Origin of the sequence: Actinoplanes sp. NPDC051859, from assembly GCF_044452725.1 — a bacterium.
In the GTDB taxonomy this organism is placed as follows: Bacteria; Actinomycetota; Actinomycetes; order Mycobacteriales; family Micromonosporaceae; genus Actinoplanes.
Map to the genome: position 1 here is coordinate 73,841 of NZ_JBITBX010000008.1, position 26,305 is coordinate 100,145.

26 protein-coding genes are annotated in these 26,305 nt (G+C 69.7%); 17 read left to right on the plus strand and 9 right to left on the minus strand.

Features of this window, described 5'->3' with window-relative positions; genetic code table 11:
* The first annotated feature begins 41 nt into the window (after positions 1-41).
* From ACIA1L_RS21165 to ACIA1L_RS21180, 4 genes are read left to right on the plus strand one after another with little or no spacing between them, the layout of a single operon-like run.
* Positions 42-1,490 (plus strand): flavin-containing monooxygenase, encoded by a 1,449-nt coding sequence (locus ACIA1L_RS21165; RefSeq protein ID WP_396074559.1) that lies wholly within the window; start codon positions 42-44, stop codon positions 1,488-1,490.
* Positions 1,491-1,495: 5 nt separating this feature from the next.
* On the plus strand, positions 1,496-2,359 hold the full coding sequence (locus ACIA1L_RS21170; RefSeq protein WP_396074791.1) for an SDR family NAD(P)-dependent oxidoreductase: 864 nt from the start codon (positions 1,496-1,498) through the stop codon (positions 2,357-2,359).
* Positions 2,356-3,204: an alpha/beta fold hydrolase gene (locus ACIA1L_RS21175; RefSeq protein WP_396074560.1), complete on the plus strand. Its 849-nt coding sequence runs from the start codon at positions 2,356-2,358 to the stop codon at positions 3,202-3,204. Before ACIA1L_RS21170 ends, ACIA1L_RS21175 begins: the two co-directional genes overlap by 4 nt.
* Positions 3,205-3,240: 36 nt before the next feature.
* Complete coding sequence (locus ACIA1L_RS21180; protein ID WP_396074561.1) at positions 3,241-4,461, plus strand: AGE family epimerase/isomerase; 1,221 nt, start codon at positions 3,241-3,243, stop codon at positions 4,459-4,461.
* A 48-nt stretch (positions 4,462-4,509) separates the two neighbouring features.
* On the opposite strand, the gene ACIA1L_RS21185 is transcribed toward ACIA1L_RS21180, so the two are convergent.
* On the minus strand, positions 4,510-6,180 hold the full coding sequence (locus ACIA1L_RS21185) for a methyl-accepting chemotaxis protein (RefSeq protein WP_396074562.1): 1,671 nt from the start codon (positions 6,178-6,180) through the stop codon (positions 4,510-4,512).
* 102 nt (positions 6,181-6,282) lie between these two features.
* Between ACIA1L_RS21185 and ACIA1L_RS21190 the strand changes: the two genes are divergently transcribed.
* Positions 6,283-6,693 carry a response regulator gene (locus tag ACIA1L_RS21190; protein ID WP_396074563.1) on the plus strand — a complete coding sequence of 137 codons (411 nt, stop codon included), beginning with the start codon at positions 6,283-6,285 and terminating at the stop codon, positions 6,691-6,693.
* Here ACIA1L_RS21190 and ACIA1L_RS21195 read toward each other — a convergent pair.
* The 5 genes from ACIA1L_RS21195 to ACIA1L_RS21215 form a co-directional block, all read right to left on the minus strand.
* Complete coding sequence (locus ACIA1L_RS21195; RefSeq protein ID WP_396074564.1) at positions 6,687-7,049, minus strand: Hpt domain-containing protein; 363 nt, start codon at positions 7,047-7,049, stop codon at positions 6,687-6,689. The genes ACIA1L_RS21190 and ACIA1L_RS21195 overlap by 7 nt on opposite strands.
* Positions 7,050-7,375: 326 nt before the next feature.
* A complete protein-coding gene (locus ACIA1L_RS21200; RefSeq protein ID WP_396074565.1) occupies positions 7,376-8,521 on the minus strand; it encodes a threonine synthase in 1,146 nt (381 codons plus the stop codon).
* Between the two features lie 49 nt (positions 8,522-8,570).
* Entirely contained in the window at positions 8,571-9,512 is a 942-nt protein-coding gene (locus ACIA1L_RS21205; protein WP_396074566.1) for a DUF5995 family protein, read from the minus strand.
* 127 nt (positions 9,513-9,639) lie between these two features.
* Positions 9,640-10,590, minus strand: coding sequence for a pyridoxal-phosphate dependent enzyme (locus tag ACIA1L_RS21210; protein WP_396074567.1), 951 nt, complete (start codon positions 10,588-10,590; stop codon positions 9,640-9,642).
* On the minus strand, positions 10,587-11,999 hold the full coding sequence (locus tag ACIA1L_RS21215; RefSeq protein WP_396074568.1) for an AMP-binding protein: 1,413 nt from the start codon (positions 11,997-11,999) through the stop codon (positions 10,587-10,589). Before ACIA1L_RS21215 ends, ACIA1L_RS21210 begins: the two co-directional genes overlap by 4 nt.
* Positions 12,000-12,033: 34 nt before the next feature.
* Here ACIA1L_RS21215 and ACIA1L_RS21220 point away from each other — a divergent pair, with 34 nt between their 5' ends.
* The 8 genes from ACIA1L_RS21220 (at position 12,034) to ACIA1L_RS21255 (ending at position 18,854) form a co-directional block, all read left to right on the plus strand.
* Entirely contained in the window at positions 12,034-12,333 is a 300-nt protein-coding gene (locus ACIA1L_RS21220) for a TM2 domain-containing protein (protein ID WP_396074569.1), read from the plus strand.
* A gap of 132 nt (positions 12,334-12,465) precedes the next feature.
* Positions 12,466-13,092, plus strand: a complete 627-nt coding sequence (locus tag ACIA1L_RS21225) for an NADPH-dependent FMN reductase (protein ID WP_396074570.1) — start codon at positions 12,466-12,468, stop codon at positions 13,090-13,092.
* Positions 13,093-13,711: 619 nt separating this feature from the next.
* The gene (locus ACIA1L_RS21230; protein WP_396074571.1) at positions 13,712-14,140 is read left to right on the plus strand and encodes a tyrosinase family oxidase copper chaperone; all 429 of its coding nucleotides are present in this window, start codon (positions 13,712-13,714) and stop codon (positions 14,138-14,140) included.
* 37 nt (positions 14,141-14,177) lie between these two features.
* Positions 14,178-15,137 (plus strand): tyrosinase family protein, encoded by a 960-nt coding sequence (locus ACIA1L_RS21235; protein ID WP_396074572.1) that lies wholly within the window; start codon positions 14,178-14,180, stop codon positions 15,135-15,137.
* 148 nt (positions 15,138-15,285) lie between these two features.
* Positions 15,286-15,711: a phage holin family protein gene (locus tag ACIA1L_RS21240; protein ID WP_396074573.1), complete on the plus strand. Its 426-nt coding sequence runs from the start codon at positions 15,286-15,288 to the stop codon at positions 15,709-15,711.
* Between the two features lie 17 nt (positions 15,712-15,728).
* A complete protein-coding gene (gene mgrA / locus ACIA1L_RS21245) occupies positions 15,729-16,775 on the plus strand; it encodes an L-glyceraldehyde 3-phosphate reductase (RefSeq protein WP_396074574.1) in 1,047 nt (348 codons plus the stop codon).
* Positions 16,776-16,827: 52 nt separating this feature from the next.
* Positions 16,828-17,379 carry a TetR family transcriptional regulator gene (locus tag ACIA1L_RS21250; RefSeq protein WP_396074575.1) on the plus strand — a complete coding sequence of 184 codons (552 nt, stop codon included), beginning with the start codon at positions 16,828-16,830 and terminating at the stop codon, positions 17,377-17,379.
* The gene (locus ACIA1L_RS21255) at positions 17,376-18,854 is read left to right on the plus strand and encodes an MFS transporter (RefSeq protein WP_396074576.1); all 1,479 of its coding nucleotides are present in this window, start codon (positions 17,376-17,378) and stop codon (positions 18,852-18,854) included. Before ACIA1L_RS21250 ends, ACIA1L_RS21255 begins: the two co-directional genes overlap by 4 nt.
* A gap of 226 nt (positions 18,855-19,080) precedes the next feature.
* On the opposite strand, the gene ACIA1L_RS21260 is transcribed toward ACIA1L_RS21255, so the two are convergent.
* Complete coding sequence (locus ACIA1L_RS21260) at positions 19,081-19,269, minus strand: hypothetical protein (protein ID WP_396074577.1); 189 nt, start codon at positions 19,267-19,269, stop codon at positions 19,081-19,083.
* Between the two features lie 29 nt (positions 19,270-19,298).
* Here ACIA1L_RS21260 and ACIA1L_RS21265 point away from each other — a divergent pair, with 29 nt between their 5' ends.
* The 3 genes from ACIA1L_RS21265 to ACIA1L_RS21275 all read left to right on the plus strand — a co-directional run bounded on the left by ACIA1L_RS21265 (position 19,299) and on the right by ACIA1L_RS21275 (position 21,262).
* Entirely contained in the window at positions 19,299-19,760 is a 462-nt protein-coding gene (locus ACIA1L_RS21265) for a GNAT family N-acetyltransferase (protein WP_396074578.1), read from the plus strand.
* A gap of 86 nt (positions 19,761-19,846) precedes the next feature.
* Positions 19,847-20,377: a biotin/lipoyl-containing protein gene (locus tag ACIA1L_RS21270; protein ID WP_396074579.1), complete on the plus strand. Its 531-nt coding sequence runs from the start codon at positions 19,847-19,849 to the stop codon at positions 20,375-20,377.
* A 30-nt stretch (positions 20,378-20,407) separates the two neighbouring features.
* A complete protein-coding gene (locus tag ACIA1L_RS21275; RefSeq protein WP_396074580.1) occupies positions 20,408-21,262 on the plus strand; it encodes an NPP1 family protein in 855 nt (284 codons plus the stop codon).
* 246 nt (positions 21,263-21,508) lie between these two features.
* On the opposite strand, the gene ACIA1L_RS21280 is transcribed toward ACIA1L_RS21275, so the two are convergent.
* Positions 21,509-23,374, minus strand: coding sequence for a Xaa-Pro dipeptidyl-peptidase (locus ACIA1L_RS21280; protein ID WP_396074581.1), 1,866 nt, complete (start codon positions 23,372-23,374; stop codon positions 21,509-21,511).
* A gap of 374 nt (positions 23,375-23,748) precedes the next feature.
* Here ACIA1L_RS21280 and ACIA1L_RS21285 point away from each other — a divergent pair, with 374 nt between their 5' ends.
* Complete coding sequence (locus tag ACIA1L_RS21285) at positions 23,749-24,300, plus strand: hypothetical protein (protein WP_396074582.1); 552 nt, start codon at positions 23,749-23,751, stop codon at positions 24,298-24,300.
* Positions 24,301-24,405: 105 nt separating this feature from the next.
* On the opposite strand, the gene ACIA1L_RS21290 is transcribed toward ACIA1L_RS21285, so the two are convergent.
* Entirely contained in the window at positions 24,406-26,274 is a 1,869-nt protein-coding gene (locus ACIA1L_RS21290) for an amino acid permease (RefSeq protein WP_396074583.1), read from the minus strand.
* Positions 26,275-26,305 lie beyond the last annotated feature (31 nt).

Below are 26,305 nucleotides of genomic sequence, written 5' to 3' on the forward strand. Positions count from 1 at the left end.
AAGGCAAGTCCCGATATGGGTACGGGCGAAACACTGTCCCCATGGCCGAACACTTCGACGTCCTCATCATCGGCGCCGGTCTCTCCGGTATCGGCGCGGCATGGCGGCTGCGCCGGGAGCGGCCCGGCACGACGTTCGCGATCCTGGAGGCCCGGACCGCGATCGGCGGCACCTGGGACCTGTTCCGCTACCCCGGGGTCCGCTCCGACTCCGACATGTTCACCCTCAGCTATCCGTTCCGGCCGTGGCGCGGCGCCAAGGCAATCGCTTCCGGCGAGTCGATCCGGGCGTACATCAACGCGACCGCCCGGGACGGCGGGGTCCTGCCGCACATCCGCTTCGGCACCAAGGTGCTCGCGGCGAGCTGGGCCGACTCCCGGTGGACCGTCACCACCGACCAGGGCACCTACACCTGCAATTTCCTGTACGCCTGCTCGGGCTACTACGACTACGCCGAGGGCTACCAGCCGGACTTCGCCGGGCTGGCCGACTTCCAGGGCACCGTCGTGCACCCGCAGTTCTGGCCGGAGGACCTCGACTACACCGGCAAGCGAGTGATCGTCATCGGCAGCGGCGCCACGGCGGTGACCGTGGTGCCCGCCATGGCCTCGACTGCGGCACACGTGACGATGCTCCAGCGCTCCCCCACGTACATGACGGTCCTGCCGGAGAAGGACGTGATCGCCGACGTCCTGCGCAAGGGGTTGCCGGCGAAGGCGGCGAACTCCGTGGTCCGCGCCAAGAACATCCTGCTCACCCAGGGGTTCTACCAGCTCGCCCGGCGGCGGCCGGAGCGGGTCAAGTCGCTGCTGCGCCGGATGACGCTGTCCCACCTGCGCGACCGGGCGCTGTTCGACGCGCATTTCACGCCCACCTACCAGCCATGGGACCAGCGGTTGTGTGTGGTGCCGGACGGCGACCTGTTCGCCGCCATCAAGGCGGGCACCGCCTCGGTGGTCACCGCGCACATCGACCGGTTCGTGCCGGAAGGCATCAAGCTCACCGACGGCCGGGTGCTCGAGGCCGACGTGGTGGTCTCGGCCACCGGGTTGTCGCTGCTGCCCCTGGGCGGGGTGCAACTCACCGTGGACGGCGCGCCCGTGGAGCCCGGCAAGTCGGTCGCCTACCGCGGCGTGATGCTCGGCGGCGTGCCGAACTTCGCGTACTGCATCGGCTACACCAATGCGTCCTGGACCCTGCGCGCCGACCTCTCCCACCGGTACGTCCTCAAACTGCTGTCCTACATGGACCGCAACGGCTTCACCAGTGCCACCCCGCAGGAACGGCCCGGACCGCGCCGGCCGCTGCTCGACCTCAGTTCCGGCTATGTGCAGCGCGCGCTGGACCGGTTCCCGAGCCAGGGCGAGCGGGACCCGTGGATCATGCGACAGAACTACCTGCGTGACGCCTTCATGACCCCCCGCGCCGACGTACGCCGGGACATGACGTTCAGCCGCAAGCCCGCCCCCGTGCTCGAGGAGATCCGATGACCGGACTGACCCCGTACCGTTTCGTCGGGCGTACCGCCGTGGTGACCGGCGCCGCCGGCGGCATGGGTGAACAGCTCGCCCACGGCCTCGCCGCGCGGGGCAGTGAGCTGGTGCTCGTCGACCGGGACGCGCTGCGTCTCGACGAGGTGGCCGAGTCGATCCGCGCCGGCTATCCCGGCCTGACCGTGGAAACCCTGGTCGCCGACCTCGCCGATCGGGCGGCGGTGATCGCGCTCGCCGAGGGCATTCGCGAGCGGCATCCGCGGCTAGGACTGCTGATCAACAACGCCGGAGTGGCCCTGGGCGGCCGCTTCGACCAGGTGTCCATCGAGGAATTCGAGTGGGTGATGGCGGTGAACTTCACCGCGCCCATGCTGCTTACCCATCACCTGCTGCCGTCGCTGGTCGCCGAGCCCGGCTCGCACCTGGTCAACACCTCCAGCCTGTACGGCCTGATCGCGCCGCCCGGGCAGTCCGCGTACAGTTCCAGCAAATTTGCCCTGCGCGGTCTGAGCGAGGTGCTGCGCAGCGAGCTGCGCGACCTCGGCGTCGGGGTGACCACCGTGCATCCCGGCGGCGTCCGCACCCGCATCGCGGAAAGCGCGCGCATCGCCGCGGGGGTGCCCGCCGACGACGTCGAGGAACACCAGCGCATCTTCGCCGCGCTGCTCACGTATCCGCCGGAGAAAGCCGCCGCCGACATCCTCGATGCCGTGCGGCGCCGCCGCGGTCGGGCGCTCATCGCGCCGACCGCCAAGCTGCCCGACCTGCTCGCCCGGCTGCTGCCGGAAACGCACATGCGCGTCATCACCACCCTCACCGGACTGGTCGCGCGCCGCGGTCAGGCCAAGGCCGGAGTGCGCAAATGAGATACCTGAACGTACGCGGATCCGCGGTGCGCGTGCACGAGACGGGCGACCCGGAGCACCCACCCATCCTGCTCCTGCACGGCATCGGGCGCAGTCTCGAAGACTGGCTGCCGCAGCATGACCGGCTCTCCGAGCGGTGGCGGGTCATCAGCGTGGACCTGCCCGGCTTCGGGCTGTCCGAGCGGCTCCCCGAGCCCATCTCCCTCGCCACCCTCGCCAGCGGCGTCCGCGAGACCCTCGACGTGCTCGGCGAACGCCGCCCGCTGCATGTGATGGGCAACTCGCTCGGCGGCGCGGTTTCCATGCAACTGCTGGTCTCGGCACCCGAGCGGGTCGCCACGCTGACCCTGGTCAACAGCGCCGGCTTCGGCAAGGAAGTGGCGTTCTTCCTGCGCGCCCTGGCGATCCCGGGGCTCGGCAAGCCGCTCATGCGCCGGATGGACGCCCGCGTGGCCCGGCGCGTGGAGCGCGCGCTGTTCGCCGACCGGGTGCACGCCACCCAGGAACGCGTCGACTTCGCCCTGCGGGTCGCCGCCCGGCCAGACTATGCGGCCGTCTTCCTGGAGACCGCCCAGTCGATGGGCGGGCTGCGCGGCATCCACGGCCCGTGGCGGCAGACCCTGCTGAGCGAGGTCGCCAAACACCCCCGGCCCACGCTCATCGTGTGGGGCGACCGCGACCTCATCCTGCCCGCGGCGCACCTTGCGGCGGCCCGGACGGCATTCCCGGACGCCCGCTCGCACCTGTACCCGAACACCGGTCACATGCCGCAGATCGAACGCCCCGACGAGTTCGCCGAGCTCGCCGAGCTGTTCCTCACCGCGCGCTCCGACAGCCGTACCTGAGGAGAGCCCCGGCCCGGCTGACCTAGAGTGATCCACATGTCCGCCTGGCCGAGCAGTCCCGCCCACCACCGCTGGCTCGACCAGCACAGCCGCGACCTGCTGGCCTTCGGGCGCCGCACCGCCGACCCCGGCGGCGGCGCCCGCTGGCTGGACAACCTCGGCGAGCCGATGGCGGACCGCCCGCTTTCCACCCTGATCAGCAGCCGCATGACCCACGTGTACGGCATCGGCGCGCTGCTCGGAGTGCCCGGCGCGGGCCGCGTCGCCGCGACGGCGATGGCCGGGCTCACCGGACGGCTCCGCGACGCCCGGCATGGCGGCTGGTTCCCGGCCGTCCACACCGACGGCACCCCGGAGCCGGGCAAGACCGCCTACGACCATTCCTTCGTCCTGCTGGCGGCATCCACCGCGGTCCAGGCCGAACTGCCCGGAGCGACCGACCTGCTCGACGAGGCCGCAGCGGTGCTGCTGAACCGCTTCTGGGACGAAGAAGCCGGGCTGTGCGCCGACACGTGGGACACCACGTTCACGGCGCTCGACGGCTACCGCGGGATGAACGCCAACATGCACGCCGTCGAAGCGATGCTGTCCGCGGCAAGCGTCACCGGAGACCCCGCCTGGATCTCCCGTGCCCTGCGGATCTGCCGCTTCGTCGTCACCGTCGCCGAAGCACACCAGTGGCGCATCCCCGAACACTACGACGCCGCCTGGCAGCCGCTACCGGACTACCACCGCGACGAACCCGACCACCCCTTCAAGCCGTACGGGGCCACCATCGGGCACGGCCTCGAGTGGGCCCGCCTGCTGCTGCACACCGCCGCAGCCCCCACGGTCGGGGAATCGACCTGGCTCACCACAGCCGCCAAGGAACTGTTCGCCCGCGCCGTCGCCGACGGTTGGGCGGTCGACGGTCAACCCGGCTTCGTCTACACCACCGACTGGACCGGCCGCCCCGTCGTCCGCGACCGCATGCACTGGGTGGCCGCCGAAGGAGTGCACGCCGCCGCGGCGCTTCATGCGTACACCCGGGCCGAGTCCTACGCGCAGTGGTACCGCACGTGGTGGGATTACATCGACGAGCACCTCATCGACCACGAGCACGGGTCGTGGTTCCACCAGCTCGACCCGGCCAACCGGCCGGTCGCGACGGTGTGGCCGGGCAAAGCCGACCTCTACCACGCTTTCCAGGCCACGCTCGGCCCCCGCCTTCCGCTGTGGCCCATGGTGGCAACGGCCGTGGACAACCATCTCGCCTAGGCGTGGTGTGCCGCAGAACCACGACAACGTGGTGAGCGCGCTGCGAACTCAGACCTGGAATCGCCCCACCGCGGTCTGCAGGTCGGTGGCGAGCCGGGCCAGCTCCGCTGCCGTACGGTCCGCCTCGGTCAGTTCCGACGTGGTCAGTTCGGCGGACGCTGCGACGCCGCGGATGTTGGCGGCGATCTCGGAAGCGCCGCCGGCCACCTCGGTGACGCTGCGGGACATCTCCCCGGCCGTCGTGGTCTGTTCCTCGACCGCGGCGGCGATGGTGAGCTGATAGTCGTTGATCCGGGCGATGATGCGGCCGATCTCGCCGATGCTGTCGACGGCCTTGACCGTGTCGGCCTGGATCGCCTCGACCCGCCGCGAGATGTCCTCGGTGGCCCGGGCGGTTTCCTGGGCGAGGTCCTTGACTTCGCTGGCAACGACCGCGAAGCCTTTGCCCGACTCGCCGGCGCGGGCCGCCTCGATCGTGGCGTTCAGCGCCAGCAGGTTCGTCTGCTCGGCGATCGACGTGATCGCCTTGACCACGTTGTCGATCTCGGCGGAGGACTCGCCGAGCTGGGCGACGGTTTTGTTGGTGACGTCGGCGACCCCGACCGCGTCCGCCGCGACCCGGGCGGCGTCCTGCGCGTTCTGGGCGATCTCCCGGATGGAGGCGCGCATCTGCTCGGACCCGGAAGCGACAGTCTGCACGTTGCCCGACACGTCGTCCGCGGCGGCCGCGACCATGTTGACCTGGTCGGCGGATCCCTGCGCGTTGCTGGCGATCCGGCCGGTCACGCCGGAGAGCCGCTGGGAGCTGTCGCCCAAGGTGCGGGACCCGGCTGCGAGTGTCTCGACCGTGCGCCGGATACCGTCCCTGGCCTCGTTGACCGCCGCGGCCATCCGGCCCAGCTCGTCGCGGGAGCGGACTTCCGCCGGGTGGGTCAGATCCCCTGCGGCGACGGCTTGCAGGGCGACAGAGGTGACCCGCAGCTGCCGTGCCATCAATCGCGCAACGGTGACTCCCACCGCTGCTGCGAGGATCAAACCGAGCAGCAGGACCGCGATCGTGACGGTTGTGGCGCCCCGGTACTTGCCGTCCGCACCGCGCGCCATCGCAGCCGCGGCCGCGTCCTCGGCGCTGCGCAGAGTCGCGATCGAGTCGGCCATGCGTTTCGCGATGTCGGCGAACACCACGGATATCTGCCCGGTCGGCGGCGGGGTGAACCCGGCCGGTGGCGGATCACCGAAGTCGAGCGTGTCGCGCATCAGCCGGTAATCCGCGATCGCCTTGGTCAACGTCTGGACCGCCGCCTGGCGCTCTGCCACCCTGCCGGTGTGTCCGTGTCCGCCCTGCGGGCCGGAGAGCACCAGCTGCGTGTACGCACCCAGCGCCGCGTCAACCTGTGCATCGGCTGCGGCAACGTCCTTGCGACCTTGAGTACGCAGCGCCGGATCGCGGTCCCCATGGCTGTAGAGCAGCAAGCCGCTGTACATGTCGCCCAGGGCGCCCCGCAGGTCACCCAGGTGCTTCATGCTCGCGACGTGCACACTCGTCGTCGTGCCGAGGTCGTCACTCAGGACCGACATCCGATTGACCGACAGCGCACCGACGCCGAGCGCCACCACCGCGGTGACCCCCGCAGCGAGCAGGCCCTTGACGTTCACACTGCGATCCGACAGCCACCCGATAAGCGGGTTGCGGCGGACCGTCACCGCCAGCTTCCTCATTTTTTAGTACGGTACGCGGCCGATAATGCGCCCGGACCCGATTCCTCCGCTTCTCGACCCCGGCAAGATCCGCTGCCGTACGGTGGGAGGAAGGAGGCAGCGATGACCAGTCCCCTGTCAAACGCACCCGGTGTGCTCGTCGTCGACGACGACCCCGACATCCTCGACACCACAGCCCACATGCTGAAGGTCCGCGGTTTCCGTGTGCACACGGCACTCGACAGTGCCTCGGCGATGGAAATTTGTCACGCGCAGCAAGGCAAGATCGATGTCCTGGTCGCCGACCTTTCCATGCCCGGGGACAGCCGGGGAGACCTGGCCCGGGACGTCACTGCCGCGTACCCGAAAATCCAGGTCGTGTACGTCAGCGCGATCCCCCGGCACGTTGCCCTGTCCCAGGGCCTCGTCCGGCCGGAAGCGCCCTACCTGCAAAAGCCGGCCCAGCCCAACGTGCTGGCCAATCTCGTGCAAGGCGTTCTGCCGAGCTCCCCGCAGGCTGCCTCCGACTACTGAGCGGTCAGCTCCGCGGCGAGCGCGACGCAGACCGGCGCGGCCTGCGCATAGGCCGCACGGATGTCGTCCACCATCGCCTTGCCCCCGTCGACCGCCCCTGCGCGAGCCGCATCCTCGAGTGTGCCGCACAGGTGGCTGACCGTGCTGACACCGACATTGGCCGCCGAGCCCTTCAAGGCATGGGCCTGGTCCCGGACAGCCTCAACGTCCTGGGCGGCCACGGCCACGGCAAGCCGGTCCAGCCCAGGCGGCGTCTTCGTGGTGTACGAAGTCAGCAGCCGGACGAGTAACGCCCGCTCCGCATCGGCCGGCTCCGGCCCGGTGATCTCCGCCAGCCGGTCCCGGATGTCATCCACCAACGCCACACCCGTCCCATCGGCACAACACCGGCCAGCCTGAGCCCGGCGATCAGCCGGGCGGCACACGCCCGACGACCCGCAGGTCATCCGGCCTCGTATGATCAGGACCATCGGATCCAGCGGATACCTGAACCGGGGTGAGGCAGCATGGCCTATCCGCCCATGACGATGGCCGACCTCGCCGAACGCCTGCGACGCACCCAGGACGACAAGATCAGGTGGAAGCACCTCTGGGAGTTCCTCGAATGGTTCCCTTCCGCTCTGCCATCCAAGCGGATGGAAGCATTGGTATGGGCACCCGCAGCCTTCCGCAAACACGGCGTCTATCTGTCGTCGCTGGCTAGGCGCGTTTCGGCGAGGAGCCGGCCGACGGTGTCGGCGGCTTTGAGGGCGGATCCCGTCAGGATGGTCACGGTGGTCTCGGTGCGGCGCAGGGTGCCGCGGCGCAGGAATTCGCGGGCGGCCGGCACCACGATGGCACTGGTCGGCTCGGCGTAGAGACCGCGCCCGGCCAGCTCGAAGGCGGCCGGGGCGATGTCCGACTCGGCCACCGCCACGAGGTCACCGTCGGAGACCCGGATCGCGTCGAGCACCTCACGGTCGCGCACCGGGCGGGCGATAGCTGTGCCTTCGGCGATGGTGGGCCGCCACTGTCCCGGTGTCACCTCGGCGGCGCCGGCTGCGAAGGCGGCCACCAGTGGGCTGCAATGGCTCGGCTGGGCGACCAGCAGGCGCGGCCGGCGGGTGATGGCCCCGGAGGCGAGCAGCTCGCCGAAGCCGAGGTGCAGGCCCAGCACGAGGCTGCCGGCACCGCACGGCAGCAGGACAGCGTCCGGCGCGGTGAAATCCAGGTCTTCCCAGATTTCGTACGCGAGCAGCTTCGTGCCCTGCAAGAAGAACGGGTGCCAGTTGTGGCTGGCGTAGAACACGGAGGCGGAGCGCTGCACGGCGGCGTCGGCGGTGTCCTGCCGGCTGCCTGGCACGAGCTCCACGGTGGCGCCGTGCACCCGGCTCTGCTGGATCTTGGCCGGTGAGGTGGCTTCGGGGGCGAGGATGGTGGCGCGGATTCCGGCGGCAGCCGCGTACGCGGCGATCGAGGAACCGCCGTTGCCGCTGCTGTCCTCCAGCATCTCGGTGACGCCCTGCTGCCGGAGAAAGGAGACCAGCACTGAGGTGCCCCGGTCTTTGAAGCTGCCGGTGGGGTTGATCCATTCCGGCTTGACCCGCAGCGGCAAGCCATTCAGCTCGACGTCGAGCAGCGGAGTCAGCCCCTCGCCGAGGCTGACCGGCCGCTCGATCGGCACGGGGAGGGCAGCGGCGTAGCGCCACTGCGAGCGTACGGAAGAGTTGACGTCGGCCCGCGTGATGCCGGGCAGGGGCGCCACGGCCAGCGGCGAGCCGTCGTCGCCGCGCCACCGCGGCTCGTCGAAGGTGTAACGGCGGCCGGAACGGTCGGCGAGAAAGGACATGGCGCCATCCTCGCCGAACGCTCCGGCGGCCTGTGTCGAAGGGTCCGGCTCAGCTCACCCGGTCGCGGTGCAGGAGGCGGCTGAAGCCGGAGCGGGCGGTGTCACGGCCGGCGCGCAGGACCGCGCCGACCCGGTTGACCACGCTGTCACCGGCGATGAGGAGCTCGCCCACGTACGCGGAGGCGCGGTCCATCACCAGCAGCGCCCGGGCCAGGTCTTCCTCGTCGGCGCGCAGGGCCCAGAGCCGTTCGGCCTGTTCCCAGGCTCGGGCGCGGGTCGCGGCCACGAGGACGCTCTGGCTCCAGTCGTCGAGGTCGCCGACGAGGCCGTCGATGCGCAGCTGCCAGCGGGTGGAGTAGCGGCGGCGCAGCGGCGGGATCTCCGCGTAGAAGATCTCGTTGACCAGCAGGTAGTCCGGGTGCACCAGGTCGTCACGCGGCGGGCCGAGCTGGTCCCAGGTGGCGAGGAGAGCCAGCGCCAGGTCGTGGTTGATGTGGGCGTTGACGCCGAGCATGGCGGCCGCCAGTTTGCTGATCCGGTGGTCCTGGGCGCGCCGGAACAGCACCTCCCAGGCGTCCGGGGTGGCTTGGTTCTCCTCGCCCCACAGGCGCAGCGCGTCGAAGTAACGCTTGGCGAACTCGATGTCGAGCAGTTCTAGGAAGTCGCCGTCGCGCACGCTCGTGCCGCGTAGTGCGGTGGCGACCCGGTCGGTGATGGTGAAGTAGAGCGAGTTGAAGGCGGCGACCCGGTTCTTCGCGGGCGGCGGCAGCTCGTTCATGATCTCCTGCGCCCGGGTCAACATGCGCAGGACCTCGCCGATCGTCTGCGGGCAGTCCGCGCAGAGCTCGGCCATTTCGCGGGCCGCTGGTGCCCAGCCCTGGCCGGCTGGCACCAGCCCGGGTTCGTCGGGCGCGAGCCGCCGGCGTTCCTCGCGAAGGAGTTGGGCACTGCTCTGCACACCGATGCGGTCGAAAGTCGTCGTCGTGGTCATGGTGGCCCCCCAGCCCCCGAAATTTCCCCGTCGGTCGTCCACGTTGCTGATGATCGCCGTGGTTGACCAGCCTCCGGGCGGCTTCCCGACACAAGGGTCCGTTCAGCCGAACTCGCCGCCGCCACGGTCAGCGAGACAGTACTTCATTGAATCGGGCGGTGTCGATGTTGCCCCCGGAGACGATCACACCCACCCGGCCGGTGATACGCGTGCGCCCCGCGAGCAGTGCGGCGATTCCCGTGGCGCCACTGGGCTCCACGACGATCCGCATCCGCTCGAAGGCGAAACCCATGGCGTCGCGGATGTGGTGGTCGTTGACCAGAGCGATCTCGTCCACGAGCCGCCGATTGACCGCGAAGGTCAGCTCGCCCGGGATGGCGGCCGCCTGGCCGTCGGCGATGGTCCGCGGCACTGGCACGCTCACCCGCTCGCCCGCCGCCAGCGAACGCCGGGTGTCGTCGCCGTCCTCCGGCTCCACGCCGACCATCCGGATGGTCGGCTGCAGTGCTTTCGCGGCGGTCGCCGAGCCGGCCATCAGCCCGCCGCCACCCACCGGCACGACGAGCGCGTCGAGCTCGCCGACTTCCTCGATGAGTTCCAGCGCCGCGGTGCCCTGACCCGCCATCACGTGCGGGTGCTCGTACGGTGGGATCAGCGTGACGCCCCGCTCGGCGGCCAGCGCGGCACCCAGCGCGACCCGGTCCCCGGTGTAGCGGTCGTAGGTGCGCACCTCGGCGCCGTAGCCCTCGGCGGCGGCGACCTTCGAGGCCGGGGTGTCCTCGGGCATCAGGATCACCGCTGAGCTGCCGAGCTCACGGGCGGCCAACGCGACAGCCTGCGCGTGGTTGCCCGACGAATACGCGGCGATGCCCCGGTCCAGCTGTTCGCGACTCAGCCGCGAACAGGCGTTGTACGCGCCGCGGAATTTGAAGGCCCCCACCCGCTGGAAGTTCTCGCATTTGATGAACACCTCGGCGCCGACGAGGGCGTCGAGCGTCCGGGAGCGCAGCACCGGCGTCCGGTGGGCGACCCCGCGGAGGCGCTCGGCAGCGTCGCGGACGTCGGAGAGGGTGATCATGGTTGGGGGGTTCCCTTCAGTCGGGCCTTCTGGACCTTGCCCATGGCGTTGCGGGGCAGCTCGGCGACCAGGTGCACCGCACGGGGCCGCTTGTGTGCGGACAGGCGGGTGGCGACGAAAGCGATCAACTCGTCGGAGTCGGCGGTGCCGCCGTCCGCAACCACGAAGGCGGTGATCTGCTCGCCCAGGTCGGGATGCGGGGTGCCGATCACCGCGGCCTCGCGGACACCGGGGTGAGCGAGCAGGCAGTCCTCGACCTCACCCGCGCCGACCCGGTAGCCACCGGTCTTGATCAGGTCTGTGGAAGCGCGCCCCACGATCCGGTGCCAGCCGTCCGGCCCGATCGTGGCGACGTCGCCGGTGCGGTACCACCCGCCGGCGGCAAGCTCCCGGTCCGCGGCGCCGTCCTTGCGCAGGTAACCGTCGAAGAGCGTCGCGCCACGGACCTCGAGGTGGCCGATGGTCTCGCCGTCGGCGGGCAGCGGTGCACCGGAGTCGGTGACGAGCCGGGTTTCCACGCCAGCGACGGGCACGCCGACGCGGCCGGGCCGGCGCTCACCGTCCGCGCGGGCGCTGACCGTGATCAGGGTTTCCGTCATGCCGTACCGCTCGAGCGGGGCGTGACCGGTCAGCGCCGCCAGCTCGGTGAAGACCGGCACGGGCAGCGGGGCGCTGCCGGAAACCAACAGTCGGACGCCGCGCAGGGCACGAGCCGAAGCGGGGTCGGCGCACATCCGGGACCAGACGGTCGGGACACCGAAGTAGAGGCTGCCGGCGGCCTGCGCGTACGCCTGCGGGGTGGGTTTTCCGGTGTGCACGAGCCGCGACCCGGTCCGCAGCGCGCCCAGCACGCCCAGCACGAGCCCATGCACGTGGTAGAGCGGCAACCCGTGCACGAGGGTGTCCCCCGCCGTCCACTGCCACGCGTCGGCGAGCGCATCGAGCCCGGCCGCGATCGCCCGCCGAGCGAGCACGACACCCTTCGGCAGACCGGTCGTACCACTGGTGTAGAGCACGAGAGCGGCGCTGTCGGGGTCCGGCTCGGCGGGAACGGTCCCGCCGGCATGCCCGGAGACGGGTACGACGGGCAGGCCGCTGTCGTCGGCGGCGTGTGGATCGTCGGCGAGCAGCACCGTCGCCCGGGAGTCCCGCAACACGTGTGCCCGTTCCAGCTCGCCGGCGTCCGGCGGCACGGGCACGATCGGCACACCGGCAAGCAGCCCGGCGGTCACCGCCACGATGGTCGCTTCGGTCGCGACGGCAGGCACAGCAGCCATGGGTACGCCGCGCAGCTCGGCGGCGAGTGCGGCGGCCCGGCCCAGCAACTCGTGCCGGGACAGCACCGATCCGGCGGCTACGACGGCGCGCTCATCGTCCGCGGGGTCGTGGAGGGCTCGCAGCAGGCGCATGCGGCGATGATCCCAGACGGCTATCGTGGCGCCGGTGGAGACCAGTGCGCTGCCGAAGTGGGAGCAGTTGCGCGTGCGTCAGGCCGAGGCCGAATACGACTCGGTGAAGAAAGACGCCCGGGTCGCGTACGCACTGTGGTGCCTGACCGGGATCATCGGCGGCCACCGGTTCTATCTCGGCGACACCGCGCGCTCCATCGCGATGCTCTTCACACTCGGCGGGCTCGGCGTGTGGACGCTGCTCGACGTGGTTGTCGTCGGGCGCCGGGTGCGCGCGGTGAACCACTCCCGGCGGGCGGCGATCATGACCCGGTACGGCATCCTCGAGGGCTGAGCCGCCCGGGTCGCGGGCGGCAACGACTCGGTACGGCTGCCGGGAACGGCCGGAGCGAGATCGACATGCGCGACGCGGGGTTCTGGACGCACGGGCGGGCTGAGGCGCGCTCGGGGTTCTATCGTCTGCGTCATGACGCGCATCCTGCTGATCTCGGGCGACACCCGGGAGGGAGCCCTGCACACGTCCGCGCTGCGGATGGCGGTCCGGAACGCGCCCGCAGGCATCGCCGCGACGCTGTATGACGGCCTGCGGACACTGCCGGCGTTCGTGCCCGGTGAGCCGGTGCCGCCACCCGCCGTGGCATTGCTGCGGCATCGGGCCGCGACCGCGGAGGCGTTGGTGGTCAGCACGCCCGAGTACGCCGGGTCGCTGCCCGGCAGCCTCAAGAACCTCTTCGACTGGCTGGTGGACAGCGGTGATCTGGCGGGTAAGCCGGCGGCCTGGCTCTCCCTGAGCCCCGCTGCGCAGGACCAAGCCGCCCTGGCCACGTTGGAGACCGTGCTGGAGTATGCCCAAGCCCGGGTCTTGAAGCCGGCGTGCATTCGGGTGCCCCTCGGACCACATGCGGCCGCCGGCGGCGTCGGCATCGATCCGCGTCTGCAGGAAGCGGTGCAGGACCAGCTCCGCGCCCTCGACCGGGCACTTGCCCGCCGCGAGCCCCCGGCGCCGCCGTCGTGGCAGGTGCATTCGAGCGTCTTTCCGATCGTGCCGCGCCGCGGTACCACCGGATTTAATCCCGACCGTCTGCATACCTAGTCAGGCGCCATTTTCGCTGCATGGTGAACGGTGCCGCTTGCCTCGAATGGCGGCCGCACGACTCGCCTTGCACTCGATGAGTGGCAGCCGGTCGCTCCTCCGAGCGGCCACCCGCCCTCGCCGACGCGGTTACCGCTGACCACCGAAACGGTGGCCCGGATCGGCCGAACGGATGATCTCCAGAAGTTGCTCGATGTGACGGCTGGCACTCTGAATGTCCACATCGGACAGTGCGATGAAATCCGCGTCACACCTGCTCAGCCTGCGATAACGCGGCTAGTTCCCGGCCGCCGATATGAACCACATCACCCCCGCCGTCGTGGCGATGACGCAGTGCGCACGTCCCCCATCGAGAGTTGACGATCAGTTATTGATCTTATCGAGGCCAATCCCTGCGCAGCCGCTCCTGCACCGTCGGTGCAAGATCACTCTCCGCGAAGCTGCACCCGGCATGCGGCCGTCGCTCGCCTTGCTCCGCATCGAGCACCGCTGTTACCTTCCCCCCGCTTCCGGCGCCGGAAAAACTTAGGAAATGCCGAGCAGCACAACAAATCCTTCATCCCTTACGCCATTGCGCGTGAAGTTTTGTTGTGCCCGGTGCGCGGAGAAGGGGGAGGAAATGACTACCACCAATCGCCGCGAACTTCTGAAGTTCGCGGGTGCGGCCGCCGTCGCGGCCGGCACCGGTGCGCTCATCATGCAGGTCACGACCGCCGGTTCGCAGGCCGCGCAGGCCGCAGAGCGCCCGAAGGCTCCCGCCGGAGGCCCGCAAGGCTTCAGCGAGACCTACCGCGGCCGCAAGATCGAGATCGGCGCCACCACGCCGGCGCCGCAGGGCCGGATGTTGGCCCAGCATGACAGCGCTGCCCACGCGTCGGCCACCGCCGTCAAGATCGACGGCGTCGAGCTGCACATCATGCAGAACGCCGACGGCAGCTACACGAGCATCCAGAACCACTACGAGACCTTCACGTCCCTGCGTGAGGTCGCCCGCGCGGCCGTCGACTCGCTCGGCAACGCCCGCCTGCTGCCGATCCAGCACGGCTGACCTTCCCTCCTCTTCGCGAAAGGCGACCGCACCCACTATGGGCGTACGCAAGGACCAAAGCAAGCTCACCACCGCCGAGCGGAAGGCGTTCGTCGACGCAGTCCTCAAGCTGAAGAACGACGGAGTTGTCCTCGACGGCGTCAGGATCTGGTACGACGACTTCGTGCTGACCCACAACAGGTTCATCGGCAGCGACACCGACCAAGGTAGGCGGATCGGCCACCGCTCGCCGTCGTTCCTGCCCTGGCATCGCGAGTACCTGCGCTCATTCGAGCGTGCGCTACAGACGATCGACCCGACCGTCAACCTGCCGTACTGGAACTGGACCGTCGACCGCACCGCAGGCGCGCCGATCTGGAATGAAGACTTCATGGGCGGCAACGGCGACCGTCGGACCGATGGCCGGGTCACCAACGGTCCGTTCGCCCACAGCAAGGGCAAGTGGAACATCACCCGCACGACCGACAGCAACCCACGCCTGCGCCGCTCCCTCGGTGTCGGTGGCACCCTGCCGACCGTCGCCGACCTGGACAGAGTGAAAGCTCTGAAGACCTACGACGTCACGCCGTGGAACAGCGCCTCCTCCTTCACCACCGGTTTCCGCAACGCGCTCGAGGGTTGGCGTCCACGGCCGCAACCCTCCGCAATGCACAACGCCGTGCACGTCTGGGTCGGCGGCAACATGGCCGGCGGCGCCTCCCCGAACGACCCGGTCTTCTGGCTACACCACTGCTTCATCGACAAGATTTGGTCGGACTGGCAGCAGACGAACCCGAACGTGTCGTACACGACCAAGGCCGAGCTGGATCGGGATTTCGACAACCGCGATCCCCGCACCAACCGCGACAACCGCGACAACATCGTGCACCTCGACAAGGCGATGGCGCCGCCGGAGCGGAGGAACGAAGTCGGCGAGGTCATTCCCGACAATTTCACCGTGCCGACCATGAAGCCGAGCGAGTTGCTCTCGCACACCGCCTGGTACACCTACGAGTGACAAGGGCACCGGCCCGGGTGACGCCAGTTACCCGGGCCGGCCATCCCCGCCCTTGATCATCGGCGTGCTTGCAGGCATCGGCCGCCGATCGGGCGACTTGAGCAGTACCCCCGCATAACCTCTGCTGAGCTGGGGTAACCGGGATCGCATGAGCGACACGAGAATGCGGCAGGACGGCTCCGAGGCGCCCGCGGGGGTGCTCGTCACCCAGCTGACCGAGCAGGTCTCCACCCTGGTCCGCGAGGAGCTGGCGCTCGCGCGTACCGAAATGGCGGAGAAGGGCAAACGGGCCGGAACCGGCATCGGCATGCTGGGCGGCGCGGGCGTGCTCGCTCTCTACGGCGTCTCGGCTCTGCTGCTGACGGCGGGCGCGGCGCTGGCGTTGGTGTGGCCGGTGTGGCTGGCCGCCCTGACGGTGATGGTCGTGGTCTTCGCCGCGGCGGGCATCGCGGCGCTGATCGGCAAGAAGCAGGTGGAGCAGGCGGTTCCCCCGGCGCCGACGGCCGCGGTCGACAGCGCGAAGCGTGACGTGGACGCCGTCAAGAATGCCGTCCGCGAGGGCCGCGGCCACTGATCCGTCATAGTGGCTTCATGATCTACGTCGCCGCTTCGGACCGTTACACCTCTGGCATGCAGTACCGCCGCACCGGGCGCTCGGGCCTCGATCTGCCCGTGCTCTCGCTCGGTTTCTGGCACAACTTCGGCGACGACAAGCCGTACGAGACGCAGCGGGCCATCGCCCGGCGTGCGTTCGACCTGGGCGTCACCCACTTCGACCTAGCCAACAACTACGGACCGCCGTATGGCGCGGCCGAGGTCAACGCCGGCCGGTTGCTGCGGGAGGACTTCCGGGCCTACCGGGACGAGTTGGTGATCTCCACCAAGGCCGGCTGGGACATGTGGCCCGGCCCGTACGGCCAGGGCGGCGGTGGGCGCAAGTACGTGCTCGCCAGCTTGGACCAGTCGCTCAGCCGGCTCGGTTTGGACTACGTCGACATCTTCTATTCGCACCGGTACGACCCGACCACTCCGCTCGAGGAGACCGCCGCCGCGCTGGACACGGCCGTACGCTCGGGCAAAGCCCTGTATGTGGGCATCTCTTCCTACGATGCCGAGCACACCCGGCGGATGGCAGAGCTGCTGCGCGGGCTCGGCACGCCGCTGCTGATCCATCAGCCGTCGTACTCGATGCTGAACCGCTGGATCGAGACCGAGGGGTTGCTCGACACGGCGGCCGAGGTGGGCGCCGGGGTCATCGGCTTCACCGCGCTGGCCCAGGGGCTGCTCACGGGCAAGTACCTGAAGGGCATCCCGGAGGGTTCCCGCGCGACCCAGGGCAAATCGCTGAACCCGGACTCGATCGACGAGACGATGCTCGGCCGGCTGCGGGAGCTCGACGAGGTGGCCCGCTCGCGCGGGCAGAACCTGGCCCAACTGGCGCTGGCCTGGGCGCTGCGCGACCCGCGGGTGACGTCGCTGGTGGTCGGCGCCAGCAGTGTCGGGCAGCTCGAGCAGAACGTGGCGGCCCTGGACAACCTGGCCTTCACCGACGACGAGTTGAGCACCATCGACAAGATCCTCGACGCCACGTCCGCCTCGGTGGACCTGTGGGAGGGTGCGCGCCAGGGCATGCTGTGACAGTTTCCACTCGCATGAGACAAACTTGTCTCATGCGAGCTATCTTCGTCTCATGACGCAACGAGACGGCATCCTGCGGGCGGCGGCCGAGTTCCTGGGTCGCCGCCCGAACGCCACGCAAGACGAGATCGCCAAGGCCGCCGGAGTCAGCCGGGCAACCCTGCACCGGCACTTCGCCGGGCGGACCGCGCTGTTCGCCGCCCTCGAAGAACTCGCCGTGGCACAGATGCGCGAGGCATTCGACAGCGCTCGGCTCGCCGACGGCTCGGCGACGGCAGCGCTGAGTCGCCTCGTCACCGCCAGCCAGACCGCCGCCCCCTACCTGGCCCTCATGTACAGCCAGAGCCAGGAATACGACCCGGACGAGTCCCAGGCGGCCTGGGCCGAGCTCGACGAACAGATCGCCGCCCTGTTCCGCCGCGGCCAGGAAGCCGGCGAATTCCGCCTCGACCTCAGCCCCGCCTGGCTGGCCGACGCGTTCTACACCCTCACCGCCGGCGCGGCCTGGTCCGTACAGACCGGCCGGGCCGCCGCCCGCGACTTCCCGCACATGATCACCGGTCTGCTGCTGCACGGCGCCGTCCGCACCGAGGCGACGTCATGAGGCGCTGGCTCGGCTTCAGCGCGCTGATCCTCGCCGTGCTGTTGGTGTCGGTGGACGGCACCGTCCTCGCCCTGGCGATGCCCTCGATCAGCCAGGACCTCGGCGCCACCGGCACCCAGATGCTGTGGATCGGCGACGTCTACTCCTTCGTCCTCGCCGGACTGCTGGTCACCATGGGGACCCTCGGCGACCGCATCGGCCGCCGCAAACTGCTGCTCATCGGCGCCGCCGGCTTCGGCCTGGTCTCCACCGCCATTGCGTACGCCCCCAGCGCCGAATGGCTCATCGCGGGCCGGATCCTGCTCGGCGTCGCCGGCGCCACCCTGATGCCCGCCACGCTCGCGTTGATCCGCACACTGTTCCCCGACGCCCGCGAACGCAGCACCGCCATCGGCATCTGGGGCGCCGCCATGTCCGCGGGCGCCGCACTGGGGCCCGTTCTGGGCGGCTTTCTGCTCGAGCACTTCTGGTGGGGCTCAGCGTTCCTCATCAACGCGCCCGTGATGGCCGTCCTGCTGCTGTTGGGCGGCACACTGCTGCCGGAGTCCAAGAACCCCGAACCCGGCCCGTGGGATCTGTCCAGCGTCGCCTTGTCCATGGCCGGCATGTTCGGCACGGTCTACGCCATCAAGGAAATTGCCGCGCATGGGCTCGGTGTGGACACGGCGATCGCCGCAGTCGTCGGTGCGGTAGCCCTCATCGCCTTCGCCCGGCGGCAACTGCGCCTGCCGCATCCCCTCATCGATGTTCGCCTCTTCCGCAATCGCTCCTTCAGCGCAGTGATCGCGGCCGGCATGTTGTCCGTCCTCGGTCTCTCCGGATTGCTGTACTTCCTGTCCCAGTACTTCCAACTCGTCGAGGGCTACGGTCCGCTCGAGGCCGGCCTGGCCGAGCTGCCCGCCGCGATCGGCTCCATGTTGCTCGGCGTTCTGGCCGGGGCACTCACCCGGCGCACCTCGGTCCGCACGGTCCTCGGCAGCGGGATGGCCCTGACCGGCCTGTCGATGGCGGCGCTCAGCACCATCAACCCGGCGACACCGTACGCCCTGCTCGGCGTGGCCCTGTTCCTCATGGGTGCCGGCATGGGCCTCGCGTTCACCGTTGCCAGCGACGTCATCCTCACCGTCGTGCCGGAGCGGCAAGCCGGTGCCGCGTCGGCGGTGTCGGAGACGGCGTACGAGCTTGGCATGGCCCTGGGCATCGCCACACTGGGTACGGTCGTCACCGGCGTGTACCGGGACGTAACGTTGCCCGCCGGGATCCCCACCGAACTCGCCGCGACGGCACAGGACTCGCTGGCCGGTGCCGCGCAGGTGGCTGGCGCGCTGCCGCCGGAACAGGCGACTGCGATGCTGACTGCCGCCCGGTTCGCCTTCACGGACGGACTCGCCCTCGCCACCACGGCCGGCAGCGTCCTGCTCCTCGCCGCGGCGGCCGCCATCGCGATCCTCATCAGGACCCGCCGCGCGGCCTGATCATCGGGCGGTCGGCCACACCCGCCCGAGGATCCGACCCTGGACGTCGTCCGCGCGATAGGCGACGTCGTTCCGAGAATCGAGGGACACCGCACGGTGGTCACCTGAGCAGATAGAGCAGGCCATATCCCACCGGGCCGGCCGCGGCGCCCCCGTACCGCCGCGGTCAGCACCCGGTAAGCCAACCGGCGGACCGCTGTCTCGTCACGGCTCGTGGTGGACGTGCTCATAGTGCACCGCCGGCGGTGCGAGCCTGGGCAATCACGCCGGGGCGACGCCGGGCGGCGGCTGCGTTCGCCGCGGCCCGATCGGCCAACCGCTGGCGGGCCAGGACCAGGCCGTCGCTGCTCAGCCGGTACAGGTGTCGGGGTGGCCGGCCCGGCTCGGCGGAGGGCTCCCATATCTCGGCTTTCACGGTCCAGGCCTGATGAGAGACTTCCTGCCATGATCATGCGGATCGAGCCCGACGACCTCAGCCGAGCGGAAGTACAACACCTGATCGCCGAACACCTGGCCGACATGCACGCGACCTCCCCCGCGGAAAGCGTGCACGCCCTGGACCCCGGCGCCCTCCGCGCCGACGGAGTGTCGTTCTGGACGGTGTGGGACGGCGCCACCCTGCTCGGCTGCGGGGCACTGAAGGAGCTGGGTCCGTACGCGGGAGAAATCAAGACGATGCGCACCCGGCCGGAAGCGCGCGGCAGCGGCGTGGCCGCCCACATGCTCGCGTTCCTCATCGCCGAAAGCCGGCGGCGCGGATATCGCAGCATCAGCCTGGAGACCGGCACACACGACTACTTCGCCGCGGCCCGGCGCCTGTACGCCCGGCACGGCTTCGTCGCCTGCCCGCCGTTCGGCGACTACACCAACGACCCGAACAGCACCTACCTGACGCTATCGACTTGATAAGGCGAAGTGACTGCGCGACCTGAGCAACAGCCGCTTGCTCGAACCCACGACCGACCCACCTGACAAAACGGCATACTGCGAGCGTGGATCTTGTCGGCTCAGCGGTGCTGGTGGTCAGCCTCGGGGTGCTGATCGCCGCCGTGCTGAGCCGGGGCAGGCCGGCGCCAGTCACCCGGCCCTTCCTGTGCCTGGCCGCCCTGCTATGGCTCATGCTGGCCGGGGACGCCGCATTCGGCGAGCACCGACCGATGGCCGAACGTCAATGGAAAGGCGTCGCCGCCCTCCTACTCGCCCTGGCTGCCGTCGTCCAGTTCGTGAAGCACCACCGCGAACGCCGACGAGACACGGCGACGCGCACTACGCACCACGACAGCCCCGCAACCTTCATCACGATGCCTTCGCTGGGGACAGATGTCTGCGAGGGAACCGTGACCCGGTGGCTCAAGCGGGTCGGCGACCCGGTCCACGCCAGCGAGCCCCTGGTCGAGATCGCCATCGCGAAGGCCGCGGTGGAGATACCCGCTGGCACCTCCGGCGTACTCCGCGAGATTCAGGTCGCCGCCGGCGAGACCGCCCCGGTCGGCACGCCGATCGCGGTGATATCAGCACCGTAGCGGTGGTGACATAGGGCATCGTCGTGCTCCATGATGGACCAACTGCCGGTCCCCACCAGTCCTGAGGAGCAGCTCATGGCCCTGCGTACCAGTCGCCGCGCCGCCGCCGACAGACCACCGGGAAACCGGTCGTTCCTCCGGACGGTCACTGTGGCGGGCACTGCCCTCGTGCTGCTTCTCGCCGCTTCCACGCCCGCACTCGCAGCGCCGCCGATGCAGCTACCCGGCAATGCCGAGGCTGTCGAAAGCAAGTGGCAGCCGGCGTACGACTACGACCCCGACGGCTGTTACCCGACGCCCGCCATCGGCCCATCCGGAGAGATCAACGGCGGCCTCAAACCCACCGGGCCGCTGCACGGCGGGTGCCACGACGTGTCAGACCTGAACAACACCAACGGGTACGCCCGGCACAAGTGCAACAACGGCTGGTGCGCCATCGCCTACGCGCTCTACTTCGAGAAAGACCAGGCGGTGCCGTACATCCCGATCGGCGGGCACCGGCACGACTGGGAACACGTGGTGGTCTGGGTGCACGATGACGTCGCCGAGTACGTCGCCACCTCCGCGCACGGCGACTTCGTCATCCAGCCGAGCAGCAAGGTTCGCTGGAGCGGCAACCATCCCAAGGTCGTCTATCACAAGGACGGCCTGGGCACCCACGCGTTCCGCCTCGCCAACGGCGGCGACGAACCGCCCGAGAACGCGTCCGGTGCTTGGCAGCAACCAGTTCTGGTGGGGTGGAACGGATACCCGTCCGCAGGCATTCGGGACACGTTGAGCACCTACGACTTCGGCAGCGCCCACTTCGGGCTCAAGGACTCCTCCTTCGTTGGCCTCATCACCGAGGCCATGCCGCCCGGCATCGCCTTCGATCCGGCGGCGTGACCCGGTAGCTGGTCATCGGCGTGGTCGAAGACCAGCAAGTGCGGCCTGTCAGCGCTGCCGCGGACCCTATGGCGGCGGCCCGGATGCGCGGCTTCGGTGCGGTCAACATGTCAGCTCCGCCGCTGATCAGAAGGGCAGCGCGGGAAGGCCGAACTAACTGCGATCCGCCGCACGCGCTCCGCCTTTCGCGAAGCGCCAGCCTCCTGCTGCGCCGCCTCGTGGTGGGGCGGCGCAGCATGATCGGGATCAGCCGGCTAGGGGCAGGACCAGTTTGGAGACGCCGAGGCGGACGCCCACCTCGGTGCCGGCGGGGTAGCGCAGGGTGTGGTCGCGGTCGGTGGAGGTGAGGACGAGACCAATGCGGTGGCCTGGGGCAAAGACGTGGTCCTGGGTTTGCAGCTTCCAGGTGAACGTGGAGGTCTTGCCCGGCTCGATGGGTGTGGTGCGGGACGGGGACAGCCGGTTGCGGGCGTCGAGCCAGCCGCGGCTGACGATTTCGTACGGGGTCTGCGCGGTCACGTACTCGCGGCGGTTGAAGCAGCCCGGGTCCTCGGGGATGCCGGGGCCGATGCAGTCTTGGCCGGGGATGGTGCGGACCCCGGCGTAGCGGTCGGCGGGTCCGTAGTCGACCAGCAGTGCCGTCAGGTAGGGAGACTTGCCGGTGATGTCAGCGCGGACCGAGACCGATGCCGTGCCGGAGAGCCGGGTTTCGGTGGTCAGTGGGGCGGTCAGGTAGGACAGCCGGGCCGGGTCGGTGGTCAGTTCCTCGGCTACCAGGTCCTCGGCGGTGCGGGACGGGTCGTCCACGTAGGTCTGTCGGGCACCGGGGCGACGGGAGGTCGCCTCGAGGGTGCCGGGGCGGCCGTCGGCGGACGGGCCGCCGAGGGTGAACGTGGTGGGCTTCGTGCCGGGGATGGGCCAGGTCGTCGAGGTGCGCCACTGGGTGGGGGCGACTTCGATGTCGGCGATCGGGTCGCGCATGATGCCGGTGTCGATGCCGTAGAGCCACTGGTCGAACCAGCGGTGCAGGGTGGTCAGCCACGCGTCGCGGCGGATGCTGAACGGGTCGGTGTGTGCGGCCTGGTGCAGCCAAATCTTGCGGGGCACATCGTGCTTCGCGAGGGCGTCCCACCATTGGCCGGCCTGCTGGGTGCGGACGTTGTTGTCGTGCAGGCCGTGCACCAGCAGGACGCTGGCGCGGACCTTGCCGGCGTCGCGGGTGTAATCGCGTTCGGACCAGTAGCGGCTGTAGTCGCCGGTCTCGCGGTCCTGCTCGCGTTCGAGGTCAGCCATGACGTCGGCGCAGACTTCGGAGTTCTCTCGGGTGAGAACCGCCTTGGCCAGGACGTCGGTGTCTTCGCCCTGGAAGCCGCCGGGGGCGACCACTCCCCCGTTGGCGCGGTAGTAGTCGTACCAGCTGGAGATGGCGGCGATGGGGACGATGGTTTTGAGGCCGGGGACGCCGGTGGCGGCGACCGCGTTGGGCAGGGTGCCGTTGTAGGAGACGCCGATCATGCCGGTGTTGCCGGTGGACCAGGTGGCCCGGGTCGCGGCGCCGGTCTCGTCGAAGCCTTCCGCGCGGCCGTTGAGCCAGTCCACGACGGCCTTCATGCCGAGCGTTTCGTTGCGGCCGCCCGAAGTGGGGCAGCCGGTGGAGCCGCCGCTGCCGAGGCTGTCGGCGAAGGCGACCGCGTAGCCGCGGGGCACGAAGTAGTTGTCGAGATAGCCGGAGAAGACAATCGTCTCCGCCCGGTCCGTGCCGGGAGCGGCAAGGCGACGCGCGGCGGCGCCGTCGCGGTCGATGTCGTCATGGTTGGGTACGTCGTTGAGCCCGGCGTAATAGGGACTGGGCTGGAAGATCACCGGGATTTTCGTGGTGTCCGGGGTCCGGGGTCGAATGATGCGGACGGCGACCCGGTCGGGTTTTCCGTCGGCGTCGCTGTCCACCGGCACCTGTACCCAGACCCGTTCCCGGATCGCACTTGTGTAGTCGTAGGTCGGCTCGGTGCCGCGTGGTGCCGCGGCGACAGCGGGTGTGGGCGCCGCGGCCATGAGTGCGGTGAGGACGGCGCAGGCGGCGGTCAGCCGCGCCGCGCCCCGGGAGTTTCGCATGGTGGATCGGACCTCCGGGCTTGGGATCGGAGCCACACTTTATCGCTGTGTATCGATACGTGGGATCGATCAGGCTGTGCAGAAACGGTCACGAGGCCTGAACTCGGCGTTGTGGACACCGGTTTTGCCCCGACCGTTTCGCCACCTGCCGCGTCGGGGCTCGATCGCTTGCCGCGCCCTTACCAGCGGGAACGCGAGCCGCCCCACCGGACTGAGCACCGGAAATTGTCATTTCAGGACACGTTGACCTTGGCATGAATCACGCCTTGTAATCCGACAAATACGCTCCGTACGCTGTGGTCAGAAAGACCATCGATCGGCGTGAGTGCAACCGGCGGGGTGGCGCGCACCTGTAGCGAATCGGGGAGCTTCGTATGGTTATCAAGGTGGTCGAGCAGATCAACGACGACGAGCTCATCGAAACCGCGTGGAAGATGTACGAGGAGTCGTTCCGCGGCCTGAACGCCCTGGCCGTCCAGCGGCACCTGATGTTCCGGCACGAGTTCGAGGACGTGATGCGCGACGGCCGGGTGCAGAAGTACCTCAGTCTCGACGACGAGGGCTACCTGTGCGGGCTGTCCACGTACACCAATGATCTGGATGCGATGCCGTTGATCTCGCCGCAGTATTTCGAGCGGCGCTGGCCGGACCTCTATGCCCAGCGCAAGATCTGGTATTGCGGGTTCGTCGCGGTGCTGCCGCAGGACCGGGCCGGCTCGTCCTTCTCGGACCTGGTCGAGGCGATGTACCTCCTCGCGGCCGCGCAGAACGGCATCATCGGGCTGGACTTCTGCCAGCACAACGACGAGAAGCGCAAGATGAGCCGGGTGATTCGCCTGATGCTGCACCGGTTCTCCGGCAACTGCGAGGCCGAACTGATGGACGCGCAGCAGTTCTGGCTCTACCGCTTCCCGCAGGCGGCCTGAGCACACACGCCCCACCGGCCGGATCCGCGCTCTTGGGGGGCTGACGGTCCGGCCGGCTCGGTGACCTCCTTTCCTGCGGGACAGTGGGCGCGTTCGTGGGGAGGGCTATCTCCAGCGGGAGGGTTCGGGCGGGGTCTCCCACGGTTGTTCGGGTGGCAGCTCGCGTCGGCCAGCGGTCGGACCCCACGACGGCGCGGTGGGCGCATTCCACGAGGCCGTCGGCGGGCCGCCCCAGGACGGCGGGGAGGAGCCGTCCCGGGGTGGCTGTGGCGCGTCCTCCCACGGCGGGGTGGCGGGGGACGGGCTGTCCCAGTGCGGCGTCGCCTGGGACGGGATCTGCCATTGCTCGGTGTCGGCCGGCGCGGGCGGCCAGGGGCCGGGGTCGCCCTCAGCGCTCTGCCACTGCGGTCCGTCGTCCCACGGCGGGGCCGAGTCGGGTGCGACATCGTGGGCGGCAAGCATCGCGCGGGCGCTGATCGGCTCGGTGTGGGAACCCTTGAGGCGCGGGGCGTCCGCGACAAATCCGCCGTCCGCGCCGCGGCCGATCGCGGCATACACCTCGGGGCGGGCCGCGCGCATCACGACGGCCCAGATGAATCCCACGACCGCGAAGACGGCGTAGCCGGTCGGGAAGAGCCAGTGGAAGATCGAGCCGGATTCGACCTGCAGCAGGTCACCCAGGCCGTAGATGGTCGCGAACAGAATGATGCTCAGCAGCAGGAAGGCGATGATCGGCGACACCTGGGCGCGCCACACGTTCTCCTTCCCGCGGTGCCGCAGGAAGAACGCGATGACCGCGGCCGACGCGCTCCACATCAGGACGAGGACGCCCAGGCCACCCACGACCGTCAGCCAGGCGAAGAGGTAGACCAGCGGGTCAGCGCCGGTGATCCGGTAGACGATGAGCACGCCCAGGGCGAGCAGGCTCTGCGACACCGAGCCGACGATGGGCGCGCCGGTGCGAGGATGCGTGTAACCCCAGGCACGGGGCAGCACACCCTCACGACCGAGCGCGAACTGGTAGCGCGACACCGCGGCATGGAAGGCCAGCAGCGCGGCGAAAATGCTGGTCATGAACAGGACGTAGCCGAGGTTGATCAGCGCCGCGGGCAGATGCGGACCGACCAGGGTGAAGACCAGATCGGTCTGCTCGGTGCGCGCGGCCGCGACGATGTTGCCTGGGCCGGCGCCCACCGACATGGCCCACGCCGACAGCCCGCACAGCAGTCCAGCCAGGATGACCGCCCAGTGGGTGGCCCGGGCGATGGTCCGGCGCGGGTCCTTCGCCTCTTCCGAGAGCACGACCGTGGCCTCGAAACCCACGAAACCACCGATGGCGAGCACCATCATCGCGGCGACCTCGGGCGTGAAGACCTGCGCCGGGGCCAGCGTCGAGAAGGACACCGAGCCGCCCGCGGGGTTGGCGACCATCACCACGTCGTAGACCAGCACGATGACGATCTCGGCGATCAGCAGCACGGCCAGCACCTTGCCGCTGAGATCCACCCACAGCAGGCCGAGCACGGCGACCAGCACCCAGGCGACGATGGCGCAGGTGAACCAACCGACCGCCAGGCCGAGCCCGGCCAGCACGCCGGACGCGACGACACCGAAGAGACCGAACAGACCGATCTGCATCAACGCGTACGCCGGCAGTGCCACGAAGGCCGCACCGACGCCGGGAATCCGGCCCAGCCCGTGACTGATGTACGAGTAGAAGGCGCCGCTGTTGACGATGTGCCGACTCATCGCGACGAAGCCGACCGTGAAGATCGACAGGATGGCGGCGACGACGAGGTAGACCACGGGCACGGCGGTGTTGCCGACGACCGCATAGATCGTCGTGATGGCGCCGATGACGACGGTGAGCGGGGCAGCGCCCGCGACCCCGAAGAAGACCACCGACGGGACGCCGAGCCGGTTACGGGCCAGAGCGGTGGAGACGATGTCCGGCTCGGAGCGGTCACGCGCCATCAAGAGCCTCCCAGCCCATTGATCGATGTTG